We start from the raw sequence: 16,955 nt of genomic DNA, 5'->3' as shown, positions 1-16,955 counted from the left end.
TCATTCTGCGGCATACTGACTCACATGATGTCAGGACATTCCCGCCTGCGTGCGGTCGGTATGCTCACGGGCGCCATGGTGCTCACCGCCACCGCGTGCGGCTCCACGACGACCGCCACCGCCCCTGTGGACAAGCCCGAGGTGCTCGCGGCCTTCTATCCGCTGCAGTGGGTGACCGAGCAGGTCGGCGGTCCCGACATCACCGTGCAGAGCCTGACCGCCGCCGGCGTCGAGCCGCACGACCTGGAGCTCGGCGCGCAGCAGGTGGCCGACCTTGAGGACGCCACGCTGACCGTCTACATCAAGGGCGTGCAGCCCGCCGTGGACGAGGCGGTCGCCGCCGACCGCAGCTTCGACGCCGCCACCGCCGTCACCACGATCCCCGCCGGTGAGCACGCGGAGGAGGAGCACGCCGAGGAGGAGCACGCGGCGGAGGAGCACGCGGCGGAGGAAGAGGCCGGCCACGAGCACGAGGTCTCCTACGACCCGCACATCTGGCTCGACCCCTCCCGCTTCGCCACCGTCGCCACCAAGCTGGGCGAGCGCCTGGCCACCGCCGACCCGGCGCACGCGCAGGGCTACAAGGACCGCGCCGCCAAGACCGCGGCCTCCCTCACCACCCTGGACCAGGAGTTCACCAAGGGCCTGACCGCCTGCTCCACCAAGACCATGATCACCGCGCACGAGGCGTTCGGCTATCTGGCCGACCGCTATCAGCTCAAGCAGGTCGGCATCACGCTCGACCCGGAGACCGAGCCCTCCCCCGCCCGCATCGCCGAGGTCGCCAAGCTGGCCAAGGCCGAGAAGGTGACCACCGTCTTCACCGAGGCCCTGGTCAGCCCCAAGGTCGCCGAGGTGCTCGCCGCCGAGGCGGGCGCGAAGACGGCGGTGCTCGACCCTCTGGAGAGCAAGCCCAGTGGGGACTACCTTTCCGCCATGCGCGACAATCTTCAGACATTGCGGACTTCCCTGGGATGCACTCCATGAGCGAACGCGCCTTCATGATGACCGCCGGACGGGTGACACTCGACCGGCGGTCCATCCTGCGTGGCGTCGACCTGACCGTCCACCCCGGCGAGGTCGTCGCCATCATGGGCGCCAACGGCTCCGGCAAATCCACCCTGATCCGCGCCCTGCTCGGCCTCACGCCCCTGTCCGGCGGCCAGACCCTCCTGTACGGCACCCCGCCCGCGAAGTTCCGGCACTGGTGGCGCATCGGCTACGTGCCGCAGCGCCTGGCGGTGGGCGGCGGCGTGCCCGCCACCGTCTCCGAGGTCGTCACCTCCGGGCGCATCGCCCGGCAACGGAGGCTCCGCCTCACCGGCGCCGCCGACCGCGAGGCGGTGGCGGACGCGCTGGACGCCGTCGGCCTGTCCAGCAGGGCGGCCGACCCGGTGCAGTCGCTGTCCGGAGGCCAGCAGCAGCGGGTGCTGATCGCCCGCGCGCTGGCCGGCCGGCCCGACACGTACGTGATGGACGAGCCCACGGCCGGCGTCGACGCCGCCACCCAGCAGATGCTCGCCGACACCCTGGCCACGCTGGTGGCCGACGGCAAGACCATCGTGCTGGTGGCGCACGAGCTCGGCCCGCTGGAGCCGCTCATCACCCGCGGCGTCGTGGTCAGGGAGGGCCTCATCGCGCACGACGGGCCGCCACCACAACCAGAAGGCGAGTGCGCCAGACCGGGGCACGAGCACGTGCACCCGCATGCCCCCGAGGTCACCGCCGCGGCCGGGCCGCTGCAAGGCTGGCAGGGAGAAGCATGATCGACTTGCTCGGCAGGGAATTCTTCCAGCTCGCGCTGATCGCCGCGCTGCTGGTGGGGCTCTGCGCGCCCGCCGTGGGGACCTTCATCGTGCAGCGCAAGCTGGCTCTGCTCGGCGACGGCATCGGGCACGTGGCGCTGACCGGCGTCGCGCTCGGCTTCCTGACCGGCACCGCCCCCGTGCTCACCGCCGTCGCGGTCGCCATCGCCGGCGCCGTCGCCATCGAGGTGGTCAGGGCGCGCGGCCGCACCAGCGGTGACGTCGCGCTGGCGCTGCTGTTCTACGGCGGCATCGCGGGCGGCGTCATGCTCATGGGCATCGCGCCCGGCGGCAGCAACGCCAAGCTCAACGCCTACCTGTTCGGCGCGATCGCCAGCGTCACCAGGCTGGACATCTGGATCATCGGCGGACTGGCCGTCGCGGTGCTCCTGGTGGTCGGGATCTTCGGCAGGGAGCTGTTCGTGCTCTGCCAGGACGAGGAGATGGCCAAGGCCAGCGGCCTGCCGGTGCGCTTCCTCAGCCTGCTCATCGCCGTCACGGCCGCGCTCACCGTGGTCATCGCCATGCGCGTGGTCGGCTTGCTTCTGGTCAGCGCGCTGATGGTGATCCCGGTGGCCACCAGTCAGCAGCTCACCAGAGGCTTCCGCTCGACTATGCTGCTGGCCATGCTGTTCGGCGTGATCGCCGCCGTGGGGGGACTGCTCGTTTCGTCCCAGTCCGCCAAGGTGGCGCCGGGCGCCGCCATCGTGCTTCTTGCTCTGCTCGGCTTCGTCCTGGCCCTCGGTGTCGGTAAGTTCGTACGTCGAAGCCGATCCCAGGAGTCCACAGTGAGCGAGCGACGCGGCATGAGCGTCAAGGAGGTCGCATGACCACAAGACGCGATGCCGTCCATGACACCCTCCGGCAGAGCGCGGGCTTCCGCAGCGCTCAGGACGTCTACGCCGAGATGCGCCAGCACGGCGCCAAGATCGGCCTGACCACCGTCTACCGCGCGCTCCAGGCGCTGGCCGACGGCGGCCACGTCGACGTGCTGCGCACCGACGACGGCGAGTCGGTCTACCGCGCCTGCGCCACCGGCGAGCACCACCACCACCTCGTCTGCCGCCGCTGCGGCCGGACCGTCGAGGTGGAGGGCCCCGCCGTCGAGCGCTGGGCCGAGACGGTCGGCACCGAGCACGGCTTCACCGAGATCACTCACACGGTCGAGGTCTTCGGCACCTGCGCGTCCTGCTCCAAGACGTCGCTGGCCGGTTGAGGCCGCCGCGAGCCCCACAGCACGCCCGCGACGATCACCGCGCAGCCGGCGAGTTGCGCCACCGACGGGCGCTCGTCGAGCAGCGCCGCCGACAGAGCCACCGTCGTCATCGGCTGGACGAGCAGGAGCAGGGCGGTCAGCGCCGCGGGCTGCCGGGGCAGCGAGTAGGCGATCAGCGACCAGCCGAGCACTTGCGGCCCGAGCGCGAGCAGCAGCAGCCAGCCGTGCGCGGGCCAGACCGGCGCGAAGTCCGCGCCGCCGAACAACGGGCTGAGCGCCGCGATCGCCAGGGTGGCGACCGCGGTGGCGTGCGCGATCGGCCCCACCGCGCGCCCCGCCCCGGCCTTCAACAGCAGCATGAACCCGGCGTAGGCGATCGAGGTGGCGACGCCGGTGAGCACGCCGAGTGCCGGGTTCGCGCCGTACGCCGCGCTGTCGAAGACGCCGGAGATCAGCACCACGCCGGCGAACACCACCGGGGTGGCGAGCATGAGCCGGTTCGACGGCCGCTCATGGAACACCGCCCAGGCGGCGAACGCCACGATGAACACCTGCAAGTTGCCCAGCACGGTCGCCAGGCCCGCGCCCACGTAGTCGATCGAGTGGTGCCAGAACAGCAGGTCGAGCGCGAACAGCAGACCGGCCAGCCAGGCCAGGTTGCGCGCCTTGCCGGGCAGCGGCCCGAGCCTGCGGCGCTCCAGCCAGGCCAGCACCAGCATCGGCGGCACCGCGTAGGCGCACCGGTACAGCGCGGAGGTGGCCGGCGAGACCTCGGCCATCCGCACCAGGGGCGCGGACGTGGAAATGATCAGAGCACCGGCGACCGCGACCAGCACGATACGGCGATGTGCACTCACGAGCCCCCCTGCTCCCCCGCAGGGGAGATACGCTTGACCACGCTAGAACCAGCCCCGACAGGAGTCAATATGGCGTTTGGCCATGACATGGTGCATGCACTGGCCACCGTCGTCGAGCTCATCAACACCTCGCCGTCCACCGGCGGCGACGACGACCTGGTGAGCCTGGCCGAGCTGCAGTCCTTCGTCGAATCGCGACAGGTCAGCGGCATCACCACGCTCACCGCCCGCGACCTCGGTCAAGTTCGGATGGTACGCGAAGCCTTCCACCGGGTTTTCACCGCCCCCGACCAACCCACCGCCGTGCGCATCCTCAACTCATTGCTGTCGGAGACCCGGATCACCCCCCGGCTGACCGAGCACGACGGCCACCCTCTGCACGTCCACTACTTCGCCCCCGACGCCACCCTCGCCGAGCACCTGGCGGCGGACTGCGGGGTGGCGCTGGCACACCTGCTGGTCGAGGACGAGTGGCAGCGGCTGCGCACCTGCGCGGCCCCCGACTGCGAAAACGTCTTCGTCGACGAGTCCCGCAACCGCTCGCGCGTCTACTGCGACAGCCGCACCTGCGGCAACCGCATGCACGTGGCCGCCTACAGGGCCCGCCGCCGCGCCTGACAGGGGCCTTCACCTTCCGTTCCCCCGCCCCACAAGCACGGCCCTTCGGACGTCCCGATCGGGGCTCCCGCCCCGAACCCAAAGGCAGGGGCCTCCCGGCCCCCACACCCCCGGTGGCAGGCCCATGAGAGGACGCACGCATGGCCACATCGACGCCGAAGGTCGACGCCTGGGTGCTGATTCACCGCATGACTTGCGTATACCGCCGGCTCCGTCATGGCGGCCACCGCAGAGATTGAACTTCTTCTTCAAGCAGCCGATTAAGCTGGGGCAAGTGCGGACACTTACGTGGACTTAGCCTCATGACTGCCGCAGCTGAGGAGTACGAAGACCTGCACCGGCTTGTCGATCGACTGGCGCCGGACCAGGTTCGTGAAGCGCGTGTCCGCGTTCTGCAGTTGGTGCACACCAATGATCAATCAGTTGAACTGGACACCCACGATCTACCCACGGCGTTCGGTGCCTCTCAGGCCGGGCGGAGTGATGGAGCCCGGCGAACGGAAGAGATACTTCACGAGGGGTATGGGGCCTAGGCATAGATGCCGACCCCATCGTTGCGGCAATGTTCGGGGACGACGCGCTCCCGTTGGGCTCGGCAGACGCGTCTGTGGTGGCAGTGGCGGAGCGGATGCATCTGACTGAGATCATGACGCTTGATACCCGAGATTTCAGCGTGGTGCGACCGATTCACACGGCTGCCTTCACGTTGCTTCCCAACTGAGCGATCCGTGACCGATCCGAGCTTCCCGCGCTCACGTGACGACCTCGGCGTCGGCCGGCTCGAGGGCCGCCAGGAGGCGCTTAGACCTGATTGGGCAGCGCTCCGCCGTAGCGTCGGTCGCGCTTGGCGTAGGTCTCGCACGCCTGCCACAGGTCCCGCCGGTCGAAGTCGGGCCAGAGCCGGTCCAGGAACACCATCTCGGCGTAGGCCGACTGCCACAGCAGGAAGTTGGAGAAGCGCTGCTCGCCGGAGGACCGGACGAACAGGTCCACCTCCGGGATGTCCGGCTCGTCGAGGTAGCGGGCGAAGACCTTCTCGTTCACCTTCGACGGCCTGACGCGGCCGGCCCCGATGTCCTCGGCCAGCCTGACCGCCGCCTGGACGATCTCGGCCTGGCCACCGTAGTTGACGCAGAACTGCAGCGTCAGCTTGTGGTTGTGCTCGGTCATCTCCTCGGCCGTCTGCAGCTCGGAGATGACGCTCTTCCACAGCCGCCCCGGCTTGCCCGCCCAGCGCACCCGCACGCCCATGGCGTGGAGCTCGTCGCGGCGGCGCCGGATCACGTCGCGGTTGAAGCCCATCAGGAAGCGGACCTCGTCGGGCGAGCGCTTCCAGTTCTCCGTCGAGAAGGCGTACGCGCTCAGGTAGGGGACGCCCAGCTCCAGCGCGCCCTCGATGACGTCGAACAGCGAGGCCTCGCCCGCTTTGTGCCCCTCGGTGCGCGGCAGCCCGCGGGCCTTGGCCCAGCGGCCGTTGCCGTCCATGACGATGGCCACGTGCCGCGGCACCAGGTCGCGCGGGATCGGCGGCGGCGTCGCACCCGAGGGGTGGGGTGACGGCGGGCGGACGTTCAAACCGGCTCTCTTTCCACGTGTCGAAGCGAGCGAATGCCGTGCTCCAGATGCCACTGCAGGTAGGCCGCCACGAGGCCGCTGCACTCACTGCGGTGGCGCGGCTCCGAGGCGTCGGCGGAAGCCCAGTCACCGCGCAGCAGCGCCGTCATGAGCCCGATCGTCTCCCCCGCCGGCACTGCCGAGCCGGCGGGCTTGCACGCGCCGCACACCACGCCGCCCGCCACGATGGCGAACGCCCTGATGGCCGGAGCCTGGCATCGGGCACAGACCTCCAGCGCCGGAGCATAACCGGCGACGGCCAGTGAGCGCAGGAAATAGGCGTCGAGCACCAATCTCGACTCGTGCACGCCGTCCGCCAGCGTGCGCAGTCCGCCCACCAGCAGCAGGAACTGCCGCAGCGCGGGCTCCTTCTCGCCATGGGTGAGCCGGTCCGCGGTTTCGAGCATCGCGGTGCCCGCGGTGTAGCGGGGATAGTCGGCCGCCAGCGCCTCGCCATAGGGTCTGATCGTCTCGGCCTGGGTGACGATGTCGAGCGAGCGGCCCGTGTGAAACTGCACGTCCACATGGGTGAACGGCTCCAGCCGGGCACCGAAGCGCGAGGTGGTGCGGCGTACGCCCTTGGCGACGGCCCGCACCTTGCCCGTGCGCTTGGCCAGGACGGTGATGATGCGATCGGCCTCGCCCAGCTTTTGGGTGCGCAAGACCACGCCCTCATCCCGGTAGAGACTCACCAGGCCATCCTACGGCCGTACCAAAGTGGAGAAAGTTCGTGCAACACCCCTTGTGGTGTGACGCGACTTTCCGCAACCCTCACTAGACTTTGACGCCTGTCCCCCATCGCCAGTTGTTCAACCCCCCGTTACCGCCTCGAAAGGGAGTCATGACCCGCGTGGTCCTGCTGGGCTCTTCGCCCGGCCCCGACACCGCTCCGACCGGCTTGAGGCTCGCCGCACTTCCCGGCAATCCCACCGTCGTCGAGCGACTGCGCAGCCAGGTCCTCACGATGGACCCGCGGCCCGCCACGATCGAAACCGGCGACGTGGCCGCCGCCCTGCGCGCCCTGGCCGAAGTCGCGGACGCCGCGACGGAGAACCTGTTCATCATTCCTGACAACTCGGTCGTCCACGACGAGCTGATCTACCAGATCAACAAGACCAAGCGCGGTGCGCTGGTGCTCGTCGCCAAGGAGCCGCGTCAGGAGGCGGCCGACGAGGCGGCCGGCCAGATGACCGGAGAGCAAGAGGTCCCCGAGACCGTCCCGATCGACGAGGCCGACCCCGAGATCGGCATGAGCCGGGTCGAGGGCCTGCCCGTCCGCGCCCGCATCGGCAAGTCCCGGGTGGTGTCCATCGGCACTGCCACCCACAAGGTGACCAGGCCCAACGCCGTGCTGCTCGGGCCGATGCAGATCAGCACACGCAACGCCCCCGTGCTGGCCGAGACCTGCCGCGAACTGGCCGACATGGCCGACACGTTCGGCGAGAGCGACGACCTGGTGCAGCTCATCGCCTTCGGCCTGGTCCGCAAGGGCGTGTCGGTCGGCATCCGAGGCCGCCGCGACCTGTTCTTCCGCCGGGTCACCACCCAGGAGGAGGCCAACGAGGCCGGCACCGAGATGTCCGGCATGAACGAGGACCGCGCCAGGCTCAACCACGCGGTCAAGGGCGCCGACGGCTTCTTCACCACCTACTTCGTCTCCACCTACTCCCGCTTCATCGCCCGCTGGGCGGCCAGGCGCGGCCTGACGCCCAACCAGGTGACGTTGATCTCGATCGCGCTCGGCGTCGCCGCCGCCGCCTGCTTCGCGACCGGCGACCGGCCCGGGATGATCGCGGGCGGGGTGCTGATCTACTTCGCCTTCGTCTTCGACTGCGTCGACGGCCAGGTCGCCCGTTACGCCCGCAAGTTCGGGGTGCTGGGCGCGTGGCTGGACGCCACGTTCGACCGGTTCAAGGAGTACGTCGTCTTCGCCGGTCTGTCCATCGGCTGGGTGGTCTCGGGCAACAGCGACGACATCTGGATCCTCGCGCTGGCGGCCATCGGCCTGCAGTCCGTACGCCACCTGCTCGACTTCTCCTTCGGCATCTCCAACCGCCGCAGCAAGGCGCCCGCGCAGCTGCCGACGCTGCCGCTCAGCGCGCCCGACGACCGGGACCTGCGCAGAGCCCTGGTGGCCCGTAAGGAGGAGCGCAAGCAGGGCATCCGCGGTCTGCTGAAGATGTGGTCCAAGGCCGGCAAGTACCGTGCCGTCCACTGGGCCCGTAAGATGATCGTGTTCCCCATCGGCGAGCGGTTCGCGGCCATCGCGATCACCGCCGCCCTCTTCGACGCCCGCATTACCTTCCTCACGCTGGTGATCTGGGGCACCGTCGCCGCCACATACACCCTGACCGGACGCCTCATGAGGTCGCTCGCATGATCACCCAACCGCAGGCCGCCGCAGGCCCCACGCCGGACCCCGACGAGGAGCGCCGGCGCGTCCAGACCGCCCGCCTGCTCGCCTACCGCGACGACGGCCCGCTCGTCCACGCGGTGGCCGGCAAGCTGGGCAAAGGCCTTCCCCCCGTTCCCGCCACGCTGGCGGCCCTGCTGGCCGTCATCGCGGTCAGCGCCACCGGGCTGCTCACCCCGGGCCCGATGCTGCTCGTCCCGCCGCTGATCGTGGTGCTGCTGGTGCTGCCCACCGCGCCGCGCCACCACCTCGGCCGGCTCGACTGGCTCACGCCGCCGATGCTGCGCGCGGCCGAGTTCCTCACCATGATCGTGATCGGCCTGGCGGCCGACGCGCCCAAGTGGCTGCTGTTCGTGCTGGTGTACGTCGTCGGCTACCACACCTACGACACCGTCTACCGCACCAGGCAGAGCATCTGGCCGCCGGCCTGGGTCTTCCACGCCGGCCTCGGCTGGGAGCTCCGGCTGCTCATCATCGGCCTGGGCGCCGCGCTGGGCTGGCTCACGCCGGTGCTGGCGGTGCTGACGGCCTACCTGTTCGTGCTGTTCGCGGTGGAGAGCGTGACGAGCTGGGTCCGTCTCGACAAGGCGTCGGCGCAGGCCGGCGCGGACGCCGAGCAGGACCTGGAGGCCTCTCCGGAAGAGGTCATGGAGCAGGCCACGGGCGAGGCCGAGAAGGCCTAGGCTCTCCCGACTCCCCCTTCACGCACGTGGCCGGCCGCCTTCCGGGGCGGCCGGCTTCGCGCGTTTTCCGGGCTGCGGCATCTGCTTGGGGCCGGATGTGACCGATTAGTCTGGGAATCCAGGGCACCCGGAGCCGGGAGACGCGGATGGCGTTCTTGTCACGGCTGTTCAGGCGGAGCGATCTGCTGACAGAGCGGGAGGAAGCGCGCAAGCAGGGCATGCGGGATGCGCGCCGGCACCCGCTGAACGAGTTCACCGATCCTGACCATCAGCCCGCGTACGTCACGGAGGTACGCGCCCGGGCTCGGGAGCGGATCACCGAGGTCGACAGAGAACTGGCGGCCAGGCGCACCGCCCTGCTGGAGCGAGCCCTGGGGGCCCAGCAGACGATCATGCGCGAGCTGAGCAGACCCGACTTACACCCCGACCCCCACACCAACGGCCACCCCCCTTCCGGCCCTGACGCCTCCCCCTCCGGCCCCGGCCCGCACCACGAGCCCGGACGTGCCTCTCACCCGGCTCCCGAAGCGCCGCCGGCCGATGCCGAGGGCGGGGCGGATCCGTTCATCTCCATCGCCGAGGCCCGGTGGCGGCGGGCGGAGGCGCGGCGGCGGCAGGAGTTGAAGCAGGCCGGTGAGACCGTGCTACAGGCTCGCGCGCACCTGGAGCGGCTCGCCCAGGAGTGGGAGAGCGCCCTGATCGAGCGCGACCACGCCGTGGAGGGTCTGCACGCCCGGGCCGAGCTGCTCATCGCCGCCTACCGGAGCGGCGTGCTGCGCTCGCACCCGCGCCGGGAGGAGGTCCCGTCGCTGTGGAAGGGCGAGGTCGTCGCGATGAACTCCACCGGCGACACCCCGGCGGGCGTCTCCGGCCGGGAGGAGATGGGCCGCATCCTGCACGAGGTCGAGGAGCGCATCGAGGTGTGGCACGCCGAGGTCCTGCCCCGAGAGCCGGCCGTGCGGTCCGGCACGCGCCTCTCCCTCGCCCCACGACGCCCGTCGGCGACGCCTGTGCCGGCGATCGAGCAGGACATACTGCAAGGCCCTGGCGAGAGCGGAGAAGAGGGTCAAGGCCTCGCGAAGGACCACAGCGGTGGCGGGCCCGTGGAAGGTGACGGGCGTAGGAGGCAGGGGTTCGGGGGAGGCGGCGGTGGGCTTGAGTAGCGGGCGAAGAGTGCGGCGTGGGGTGGCGGCCGGCGCTGTGGTGGTGCTGGTCGCGGTGGGCGTGGCCGGGTGCGGGACGGACGCGAGGGCGGTGTGCGGGGTGGTGGTGGACTCCACTTCGTACGCCGATCCGGACACGTCGAGGAAGGACGTCGCCTCGAAGTTGCCGGCGTTCGCCGAGGGGTGCGACTGGGTCGGCTTCGCGGCCGTGACGGGCAGCTCGGAGAGCAGTTCGTGCCGCCAGGACCCGGTGGCCATCGCCGCCACCAAGGCCGAGAACCCGAACGCGAACCCGGTCGTCGAGGAGCGGGTGCGCGAGCATCGCAGCACCGAGGTGCTGCCGCGTGCGGTGAAGCTGTTCGACTGCCCGGCCGAGGGCCAGGGGTCGGATGTGCTGGGCGCGCTGCGATATGTGGTGAAGCAGGCCGACGCGCGGCGGCAGCCCGACAAGGCGCACCAGATCATCGTGTTCAGCGACCTGATCAACAACCGGGGCGAGCTGGACCTGGGCAAGCTGGACCTGGGCGAGGTGGCCAGACAGCAGAAGGTCAAGGAGTTGCTGGACGCCCGCCTGCTGCCCGATCTGACCGGCTATGCCGTGACGGTGCACGGGTTCCTGCGGGAGAAGACGTCGAGCCCGGACCGGTTCCCGCTGCTGGAGGCGTTCTGGCGGGAGGCGCTGGAGGGGGCGGGAGCGACCTCCGTGGACCTGCTGTGAGCAACTGAGAGCGCTCTCCCATCGGCAGCGCATGGCCTTCACGCCACGGTCAACCCCGCCGTGCGGATCGTTGACAACGCGTTAACCGATGTGTTTACGTTCGTGAGAGAGCGCTCTCTCTCGCGCTTCCGCCTCCGCACCCCCAGGAGCAGCGATGACATTACGACCCTTAGGAACGGCGGGCCGCAGGCGGCTCGCGGCGATGGCAGCGGCGGTGGTCACGCTCAGCGGCCTCCTCGTCCACGGCGCCGTGAGCGCGGCCGCCGACGTCCCGGCCACCCCCTCAGGCTGGTCCCAGGTCTGGGCCGACGACTTCAACGGCCCGGCGGGCTCACCCCCATCCTCGGCCAACTGGATCGTCGACACCGGCCACAACTACCCGGGCGGCCCCGACAACTGGGGCACCGGTGAGATCCAGAACTACACCGCCAACTCCACCAACCTGGGCCTCGACGGCTCCGGCAACCTGCGCATCACGCCGCGGCGCAGCTCCTCGGGCGAGTGGACGTCGGCGCGCGTCGAGACCAGGCGCAGCGACTTCAAACCCGCCGACGGCCGCATCCTGCGCATCGAGGGCCGCATCCAGATGCCGAACGTCACCGGCGCCGCCGCCTCCGGCTACTGGCCGGCGTTCTGGGCCCTCGGCTCCCCCTACCGGGGCAACTACTGGAACTGGCCCGGCATCGGCGAGTTCGACATCATGGAGAACGTCAACGGCATCAACTCGGTGTGGGCCGTGCTGCACTGCGGCGTCGCCCCGGCCGGCCCGTGCGACGAGTTCAACGGCCTCGGCGCCAGCCGCGCCTGCCCCGGCTCGACCTGCCAGTCCTCCTTCCACACCTACCGCTTCGAGTGGGACCGCAGCGTCAGTCCCAACCAACTGCGCTGGTACGTGGACGGCCAGCAGTTCCACAGCGTGAGCCAGTCGCGGTTCGACGCGGCCACCTGGAACAACATGACCGGCCACGCCGGCTACTTCCTGCTGCTCAACGTCGCCATGGGCGGCGCGTTCCCGAACGGCGTCGCCGGCAGCAGCACGCCGACGGCGGCCACCGTGCCGGGACACCCGATGGTGGTCGACTACGTGGCCGTGTGGCAGAGCGGCACCGGCAATCCCGATCCCGATCCTGATCCCGAGCCCGGCAACGTGGACGCCCGGTCACGCATCCAGGCCGAGAACCACCAGGCCCAGCAGGGCACCTTCACGGAGAACACCACGGACACCGACGGCGGCCGGAACGTCGGCGCCATCGCCAACGGCGACTGGCTCCGCTTCGACGGCGTGAACTTCGGCGGCCAGGCCGCCACCCAGTTCAAGGCCAGGGTGGCGTCCGGGGCGGCCGCCGGGGTGAGCGGGCTCGTGCAGGTAAGGCTCGACAGCCCGACCGCGCCACCGGTCGCCGAGTTCGCGCTGGCGAACACGGGCGGCTGGCAGTCCTGGCGGACGGTCCCGGCGAACATGTCGCCGGTGACCGGCACGCACACGGTCTACCTGACGTTCAGCAGCGGCCAGCCGGCCGACTTCGTCAACGTCAACTGGTTCACCTTCTCCACCACCTAGCTCCACCAGGTCAGGCGCCGCGCGCATCCGCGTCGCGGCGCCTGGCCACGATCCGCTCGGCCCAGCTCGCGGCCTCCGGATCACGCAGCCCCTCCACCACACCGCCGAGGTACGCCGTGGCCAAGCTGTCGAAGCCGCTGTCGAGCTGCCGCATCCGGCCTGCCCGGCGCCGGTCGGCGGACTGCAGGTACTGGGCGATGCTCTCGGCGTGACCGGCGTCCTGCTGGTAGGCGGCCTGGGCGGCGGCGTGGGTCCGCGCCTCGGCGTCCCGCTTGGCACGCAGCTCGCGCAGCCTGCGGTCGTTGGGGTTGTGCATCCGGCGGCCGAGGTCCGCCGCGATCAGCGCGGTGGCGATGAGCAGGGCCAGCAGGAGGATCATCGTGGGCAGCTGCCCGACCCCCTCGGAGGTGGGCCCGATCTCCTGCCCGTCCACGACCAGCGGCCTGACGAGGGCGTCCCGGCGGAGCACGGCGACGGCGACGATGAGCCCCAGCCAGACCAGTGCCACGCCGGCCAGCAGCCAGCGCCCGCGCGCCGAGCTGCCGTGCTCCTGCCAGGACCGGAACGTCCTGCCGTACAGGTGCGGCGCGACCAGCATGATGAGGGCCGTGCCGGCGGCGAGCAGCGCGGTCATCGCGACGCTGTCGCCCCAGCTGAGGATCACCTGATAGAGGATCGGCACCTCGACGATCAGCAGCAGGAGCAGCAGCAGGGCGGCGGGCAGCCAGCGGCGCACGGTGGGCCAGCGGCTGCCGGACAGCGCGATCGAGCTGGGGCGGCCGTCGCCGGGGCGTCTGCTGGGCTGCTCCAGCTCGGCGACCCGTGGCCGGGTGTCGTCCAAAGCCGCGCGGGCGTCGGTGAAGGCGCGCTGCGACTCGGCCAGCTTGATCTTCTGGGCCTCGAAGGCGGCCCGCGCCTGCTGGATCTCCCGCTCGGTGAGGTCCTCGATCCGGGCCAGCTCGCCCAGCCGCTCGTCCTCCAGCTCATGGAAGCGCGGCACGCTGCCGGTCTGCAGGGTCAACGTGTCGATCTGACCGTCGGCGGCGTGCCCGCGGCCCAGCTCGCGCTCCTCGCGGCGGCGGGCCGCCCAGTCGGGCAGGTGATAGAGGTCGCCGTCGTACGCCACGGCGGGCGCGATGCGGGCGATCTGCCCGGGATCGGTGGGTTCGTCCTTGTGCCGGCGGAAGAGGGGCATCTGGCCTCCAGCGAAGGGCTGTCCTTCGATGCTAGCCGCCAGGCCGCCCGCCGCGAGGTCCCGCGCTCATCCGCTGTCCCGGACCACCAGGCTCGTGGGCAGCACGACGGACGTGGTCGGCCTGCCTTCCAGCCGGGACAGCAGCAGCCTGGCCAGCGCCTTCGCCTGCCCCGCGACGGGGACTCCTACGGTGGTCAGCGCGGGGTCGGTCCAGGAGGCGGCGGCCACGTCGCCGAAGCCGACGACCGCCAGGTCGGCCGGCACCCGCAGCCCCATCCCCGCCACCGCCCGCAGCACGCCGGCGGCCAGCTCGTCGCTGCTGGCGAAGATCGCGTCCAGGTGGTCCACGTCATGCACGAGCCGCCCGGTCGCCGCCACGGCCGTCTCCCCTTCGTGGCCGGCGAGGGCCAGGTGCGGCCGCAGGCCCTCCCGCTGGAGGGCCTCGCGGTGGCCGGTGAGCCGGTCCTGGACGGCGATCAGATGGGTGGGGCCGCAGACCATGCCGATGTGCCGGCGTCCCTGGCGCAGCAGGTGCTCGGTCGCGGCGGCGGCCCCCGCCACGTTGTCCACGTCCACGTACGGGACGAGCGAGGTGATGGCGGGCTTGCCGAGCAGCACGACGGGCGCGTCGGTGCGGGCCAGCCGCTCGGTCAGCGGGTCGGCGTCGTCCGCCGGCAGCAGGATCACCCCGTCCACCAGCCCGGCCTCCACGTGCTGGAGGATGCGCCGGTGGCTCTCGGCGGTGTCGGAGAGCATGAGGGTGATCCGCTTGCCCGCGCTTTCGAGCACGCTGGTGACGTACTGGACGACGGCGGCGGTGAGGGCGTCGCCGCGCTGCCCGGGGACGGACAGGACCAGCGCGACCGTGTCGGTGCGGCGGGTGACCAGGCTCCGGGCGGCCGCGTTGGGCACGTAGCCGAGCTCCTTGACGGCCAGCATCACCCTCGCGCGCACCTCGGCGCTGACCGACAGCTCGCCGTTGACCACGCGTGACACGGTGGCCCTGGAGACGCCGGCGCGCGCGGCCACGGTCTCCAGCGTGGGCCGCTTGAGCCGGTCGTCGCCGAGCCCGCCGCGCTTGATGACGGCGCGGTACCAATGGGCGCTGTCCTTCATGAGCCGCCGCTGGGTGGCGAAGTCGACGTGCACGAGGCCGAACTTGCGCTGGTAGCCGTCGGCCCATTCGTGGCAGTCGAGCAGTGACCAGACGAGGTAGCCGCGCACCTTGGCGCCCGCCTCGATGGAGGTCAGCAGGGCGCGCAGGTGCTCCTCGATGAAGTTGATGCGGTCGGTGTCGCGGACGCCGTCGCCGGTCACGGTGTCGGCGAAGTCGGCCCCGTTCTCGGTGATCATGAGGTTCAGGTCCGGGTACTCCCGCGAGAGGCGGTCCAGCAGCAGTGTCAGCGCGTTCGGCACGATGGGCCAGCCCATGGCGGTCACGGCGGTCGGCACGGTGGTGAACAGGATGTTCTCGCTGCCCGGGTAGGCGGCGTCGGCCGGCTCGCCCGGCTGGGCCTGGACCACACAGGGCGCGTAGTAGTTGACGCCGAGCAGGTCGATGGGCTGGGCGATGATCTCCAGGTCCCCGTCACGGACATGGGCGAGCCCGGCGGCCCGGTCCACGACCTCCAGCAGGCCGTCGGGATAGCGGCCGCGCAGCGCAGGCTCCAGGAACTGGCCGTGGATGAGCCGGTCGATCCTGTCCACCGCCTCGGCGTCCTCCTCCGACAGCCGCCTGCCGGGGTCGGTCACCTGGCCGGGGGTCAGCACCGGGGAGAAGTTGAGCACCACGCCGACCTCGGCGGCACCGGCCGAGCGGAGCGCGCGGGCCGCCAGCCCGTGCCCGAGCAGGAGGTGGTGCGCGCTGGTGAACGCGTCGGCGGCCGACTTCCTGCCGGGTGCGTGGATGCCGGCGGCGTAGCCGATGAACGCCGCCACCCACGGCTCGTTCAGCGTGAACCAGGTGCTCACCCGGTCGCCGAGCCGGTCGTGCACCACCTGCGCGTAGTCGGCGAACCGGTGCGCCGTGTCACGCTCCGGCCAGCCGCCGCGATCCTCCAGCGCCTGGGGCAGGTCCCAGTGGTAGAGGGTCACGTACGGCTTGATCCCCGCGCCCAGCAGCTCGTCGACCAGCTTGTCGTAGAAGCCCAGCCCCGCCGGGTTGGCCCGGCCGATCCCCTCGGGCAGCACCCTGGGCCAGCTCACCGAGAACCGGTAGGCGCCCACGCCCAGGTCCTTCATCAGCCGGACGTCTTCGGGATAACGGTGGTAATGGTCGCAGGCCGCGGCGGAGTCGGAGAAGGAGTCCCAGATGGAAGGGCCTCGGCCGTCCTCCGTGCCGGCGCCCTCGACCTGGTAGGCGGACGTGGACGTACCCCACACGAAGTCTTCCGGGAACTTCGTTCTGCTCATCTCTTCGGCAACCTTCCGGCCAGTTTGCGTAGCACCCAGTCTCCCGTGGTTCGATCGTCGCGCGCCACACGGGCGAGGCTGTATACAGAGCGCGTGGAACTGGATCGGTTGGACCGTGACATCATCGCCGCGCTCGTCGACGACGCCCGTGCGACCTACGCCGAGATCGGCCAGCAGGTGGGGTTGAGCGCGTCGGCCGTCAAGCGGCGGGTGGACCGGCTGCGGGTCACCGGCGCGATCACCGGTTTCAGCGCCAGGGTGGCGCCGCAGGCACTCGGCTGGACGACCGAGGCGTACGTCGAGCTGTTCTGCCAGGGCAAGACCAAGCCGTCGGACATCGCGCTGGCCGTGGCCCGCTATCCCGAGGTGGTCGGCGCGGCCACGATCACCGGCGAGGCGGACGCGCTGCTGCACATCCGGGCGACCGACGTACGCCATGTGGAGCGGGTGATCGAGCGGATCGCGGCGGAGGCGTTCGTGGTGCGGACGAAGAGCTCGATCGTGCTGTCCAGGCTGGTCGACAGCCCTCCGGGGAGCGCTCCCGGAAGCGCCGTGGCGGAGCCGCGCAACGGATCGCCGGTCGCCGGCTGAGACTCGCAACAAAACCTCACCTACACGCAATACCGCCCACTTACCTGCGACAACGCCGCTTCTTAAGCTGTCATCCGTCCCCTGATGTGAGGACCTTTCACTACGCACC

At 70.8% G+C, this 16,955-nt stretch carries 16 protein-coding genes; 11 read left to right on the top strand and 5 right to left on the bottom strand.

Features of this window, described 5'->3' with window-relative positions; genetic code table 11:
- Positions 1-24 precede the first annotated feature (24 nt).
- The 4 genes from ACIBQX_RS27995 to ACIBQX_RS27980 are packed head-to-tail and all read left to right on the top strand — an operon-like array spanning position 25 to position 3,021.
- The gene (locus tag ACIBQX_RS27995) at positions 25-987 is read left to right on the top strand and encodes a metal ABC transporter substrate-binding protein (RefSeq protein WP_397009523.1); all 963 of its coding nucleotides are present in this window, start codon (positions 25-27) and stop codon (positions 985-987) included.
- On the top strand, positions 975-1,766 hold the full coding sequence (locus ACIBQX_RS27990; protein ID WP_397009521.1) for a metal ABC transporter ATP-binding protein: 792 nt from the start codon (positions 975-977) through the stop codon (positions 1,764-1,766). Before ACIBQX_RS27995 ends, ACIBQX_RS27990 begins: the two co-directional genes overlap by 13 nt.
- Complete coding sequence (locus ACIBQX_RS27985) at positions 1,763-2,635, top strand: metal ABC transporter permease (RefSeq protein ID WP_397009519.1); 873 nt, start codon at positions 1,763-1,765, stop codon at positions 2,633-2,635. Before ACIBQX_RS27990 ends, ACIBQX_RS27985 begins: the two co-directional genes overlap by 4 nt.
- A complete protein-coding gene (locus tag ACIBQX_RS27980) occupies positions 2,632-3,021 on the top strand; it encodes a Fur family transcriptional regulator (RefSeq protein ID WP_397009517.1) in 390 nt (129 codons plus the stop codon). The genes ACIBQX_RS27985 and ACIBQX_RS27980 overlap by 4 nt, the downstream gene beginning before the upstream one ends.
- Here the strand turns inward: ACIBQX_RS27980 and ACIBQX_RS27975 are convergent.
- Entirely contained in the window at positions 2,961-3,878 is a 918-nt protein-coding gene (locus tag ACIBQX_RS27975) for a DMT family transporter (RefSeq protein ID WP_397009515.1), read from the bottom strand. The two genes, ACIBQX_RS27980 and ACIBQX_RS27975, sit on opposite strands and share 61 nt — an antisense overlap.
- Positions 3,879-3,947: 69 nt before the next feature.
- On the opposite strand from ACIBQX_RS27975, the gene ACIBQX_RS27970 reads away from it, so the two are divergent.
- Positions 3,948-4,496: a CGNR zinc finger domain-containing protein gene (locus tag ACIBQX_RS27970; protein WP_397009513.1), complete on the top strand. Its 549-nt coding sequence runs from the start codon at positions 3,948-3,950 to the stop codon at positions 4,494-4,496.
- An 801-nt stretch (positions 4,497-5,297) separates the two neighbouring features.
- Here the strand turns inward: ACIBQX_RS27970 and ACIBQX_RS27965 are convergent.
- Both ACIBQX_RS27965 and recO read right to left on the bottom strand, forming a co-directional pair.
- Positions 5,298-6,071 carry an isoprenyl transferase gene (locus tag ACIBQX_RS27965; RefSeq protein ID WP_397009511.1) on the bottom strand — a complete coding sequence of 258 codons (774 nt, stop codon included), beginning with the start codon at positions 6,069-6,071 and terminating at the stop codon, positions 5,298-5,300.
- Entirely contained in the window at positions 6,068-6,802 is a 735-nt protein-coding gene (gene recO / locus ACIBQX_RS27960; protein ID WP_397009509.1) for a DNA repair protein RecO, read from the bottom strand. The genes ACIBQX_RS27965 and recO overlap by 4 nt, the downstream gene beginning before the upstream one ends.
- Positions 6,803-6,951: 149 nt before the next feature.
- Between recO and ACIBQX_RS27955 the strand changes: the two genes are divergently transcribed.
- The 5 genes from ACIBQX_RS27955 (at position 6,952) to ACIBQX_RS27935 (ending at position 12,648) form a co-directional block, all read left to right on the top strand.
- Positions 6,952-8,490: a CDP-alcohol phosphatidyltransferase family protein gene (locus ACIBQX_RS27955; protein WP_397009507.1), complete on the top strand. Its 1,539-nt coding sequence runs from the start codon at positions 6,952-6,954 to the stop codon at positions 8,488-8,490.
- Entirely contained in the window at positions 8,487-9,206 is a 720-nt protein-coding gene (locus ACIBQX_RS27950; RefSeq protein WP_397009505.1) for a DUF5941 domain-containing protein, read from the top strand. The genes ACIBQX_RS27955 and ACIBQX_RS27950 overlap by 4 nt, the downstream gene beginning before the upstream one ends.
- Positions 9,207-9,352: 146 nt before the next feature.
- On the top strand, positions 9,353-10,369 hold the full coding sequence (locus tag ACIBQX_RS27945) for a hypothetical protein (RefSeq protein WP_397009503.1): 1,017 nt from the start codon (positions 9,353-9,355) through the stop codon (positions 10,367-10,369).
- A 10-nt stretch (positions 10,370-10,379) separates the two neighbouring features.
- A complete protein-coding gene (locus ACIBQX_RS27940) occupies positions 10,380-11,087 on the top strand; it encodes a hypothetical protein (RefSeq protein WP_397009501.1) in 708 nt (235 codons plus the stop codon).
- A gap of 154 nt (positions 11,088-11,241) precedes the next feature.
- Positions 11,242-12,648, top strand: a complete 1,407-nt coding sequence (locus ACIBQX_RS27935) for a glycoside hydrolase family 16 protein (RefSeq protein ID WP_397009500.1) — start codon at positions 11,242-11,244, stop codon at positions 12,646-12,648.
- A 10-nt stretch (positions 12,649-12,658) separates the two neighbouring features.
- Here the strand turns inward: ACIBQX_RS27935 and ACIBQX_RS27930 are convergent, their stop codons facing one another.
- Both ACIBQX_RS27930 and ACIBQX_RS27925 read right to left on the bottom strand, forming a co-directional pair.
- On the bottom strand, positions 12,659-13,843 hold the full coding sequence (locus ACIBQX_RS27930) for a hypothetical protein (protein WP_397009498.1): 1,185 nt from the start codon (positions 13,841-13,843) through the stop codon (positions 12,659-12,661).
- 66 nt (positions 13,844-13,909) lie between these two features.
- Positions 13,910-16,255 (bottom strand): GH1 family beta-glucosidase, encoded by a 2,346-nt coding sequence (locus ACIBQX_RS27925; protein ID WP_397009496.1) that lies wholly within the window; start codon positions 16,253-16,255, stop codon positions 13,910-13,912.
- Between the two features lie 93 nt (positions 16,256-16,348).
- Here ACIBQX_RS27925 and ACIBQX_RS27920 point away from each other — a divergent pair, with 93 nt between their 5' ends.
- Entirely contained in the window at positions 16,349-16,846 is a 498-nt protein-coding gene (locus ACIBQX_RS27920; RefSeq protein WP_397009494.1) for an Lrp/AsnC family transcriptional regulator, read from the top strand.
- Positions 16,847-16,955 lie beyond the last annotated feature (109 nt).

The sequence above is a fragment of the Nonomuraea sp. NPDC049714 genome (assembly GCF_044465295.1).
GTDB lineage: Bacteria > Actinomycetota > Actinomycetes > Streptosporangiales > Streptosporangiaceae > Nonomuraea.
The sequence above is the reverse complement of the archived record's forward strand: the minus strand, read 5'-3'. Positions and strand labels throughout refer to the sequence as shown.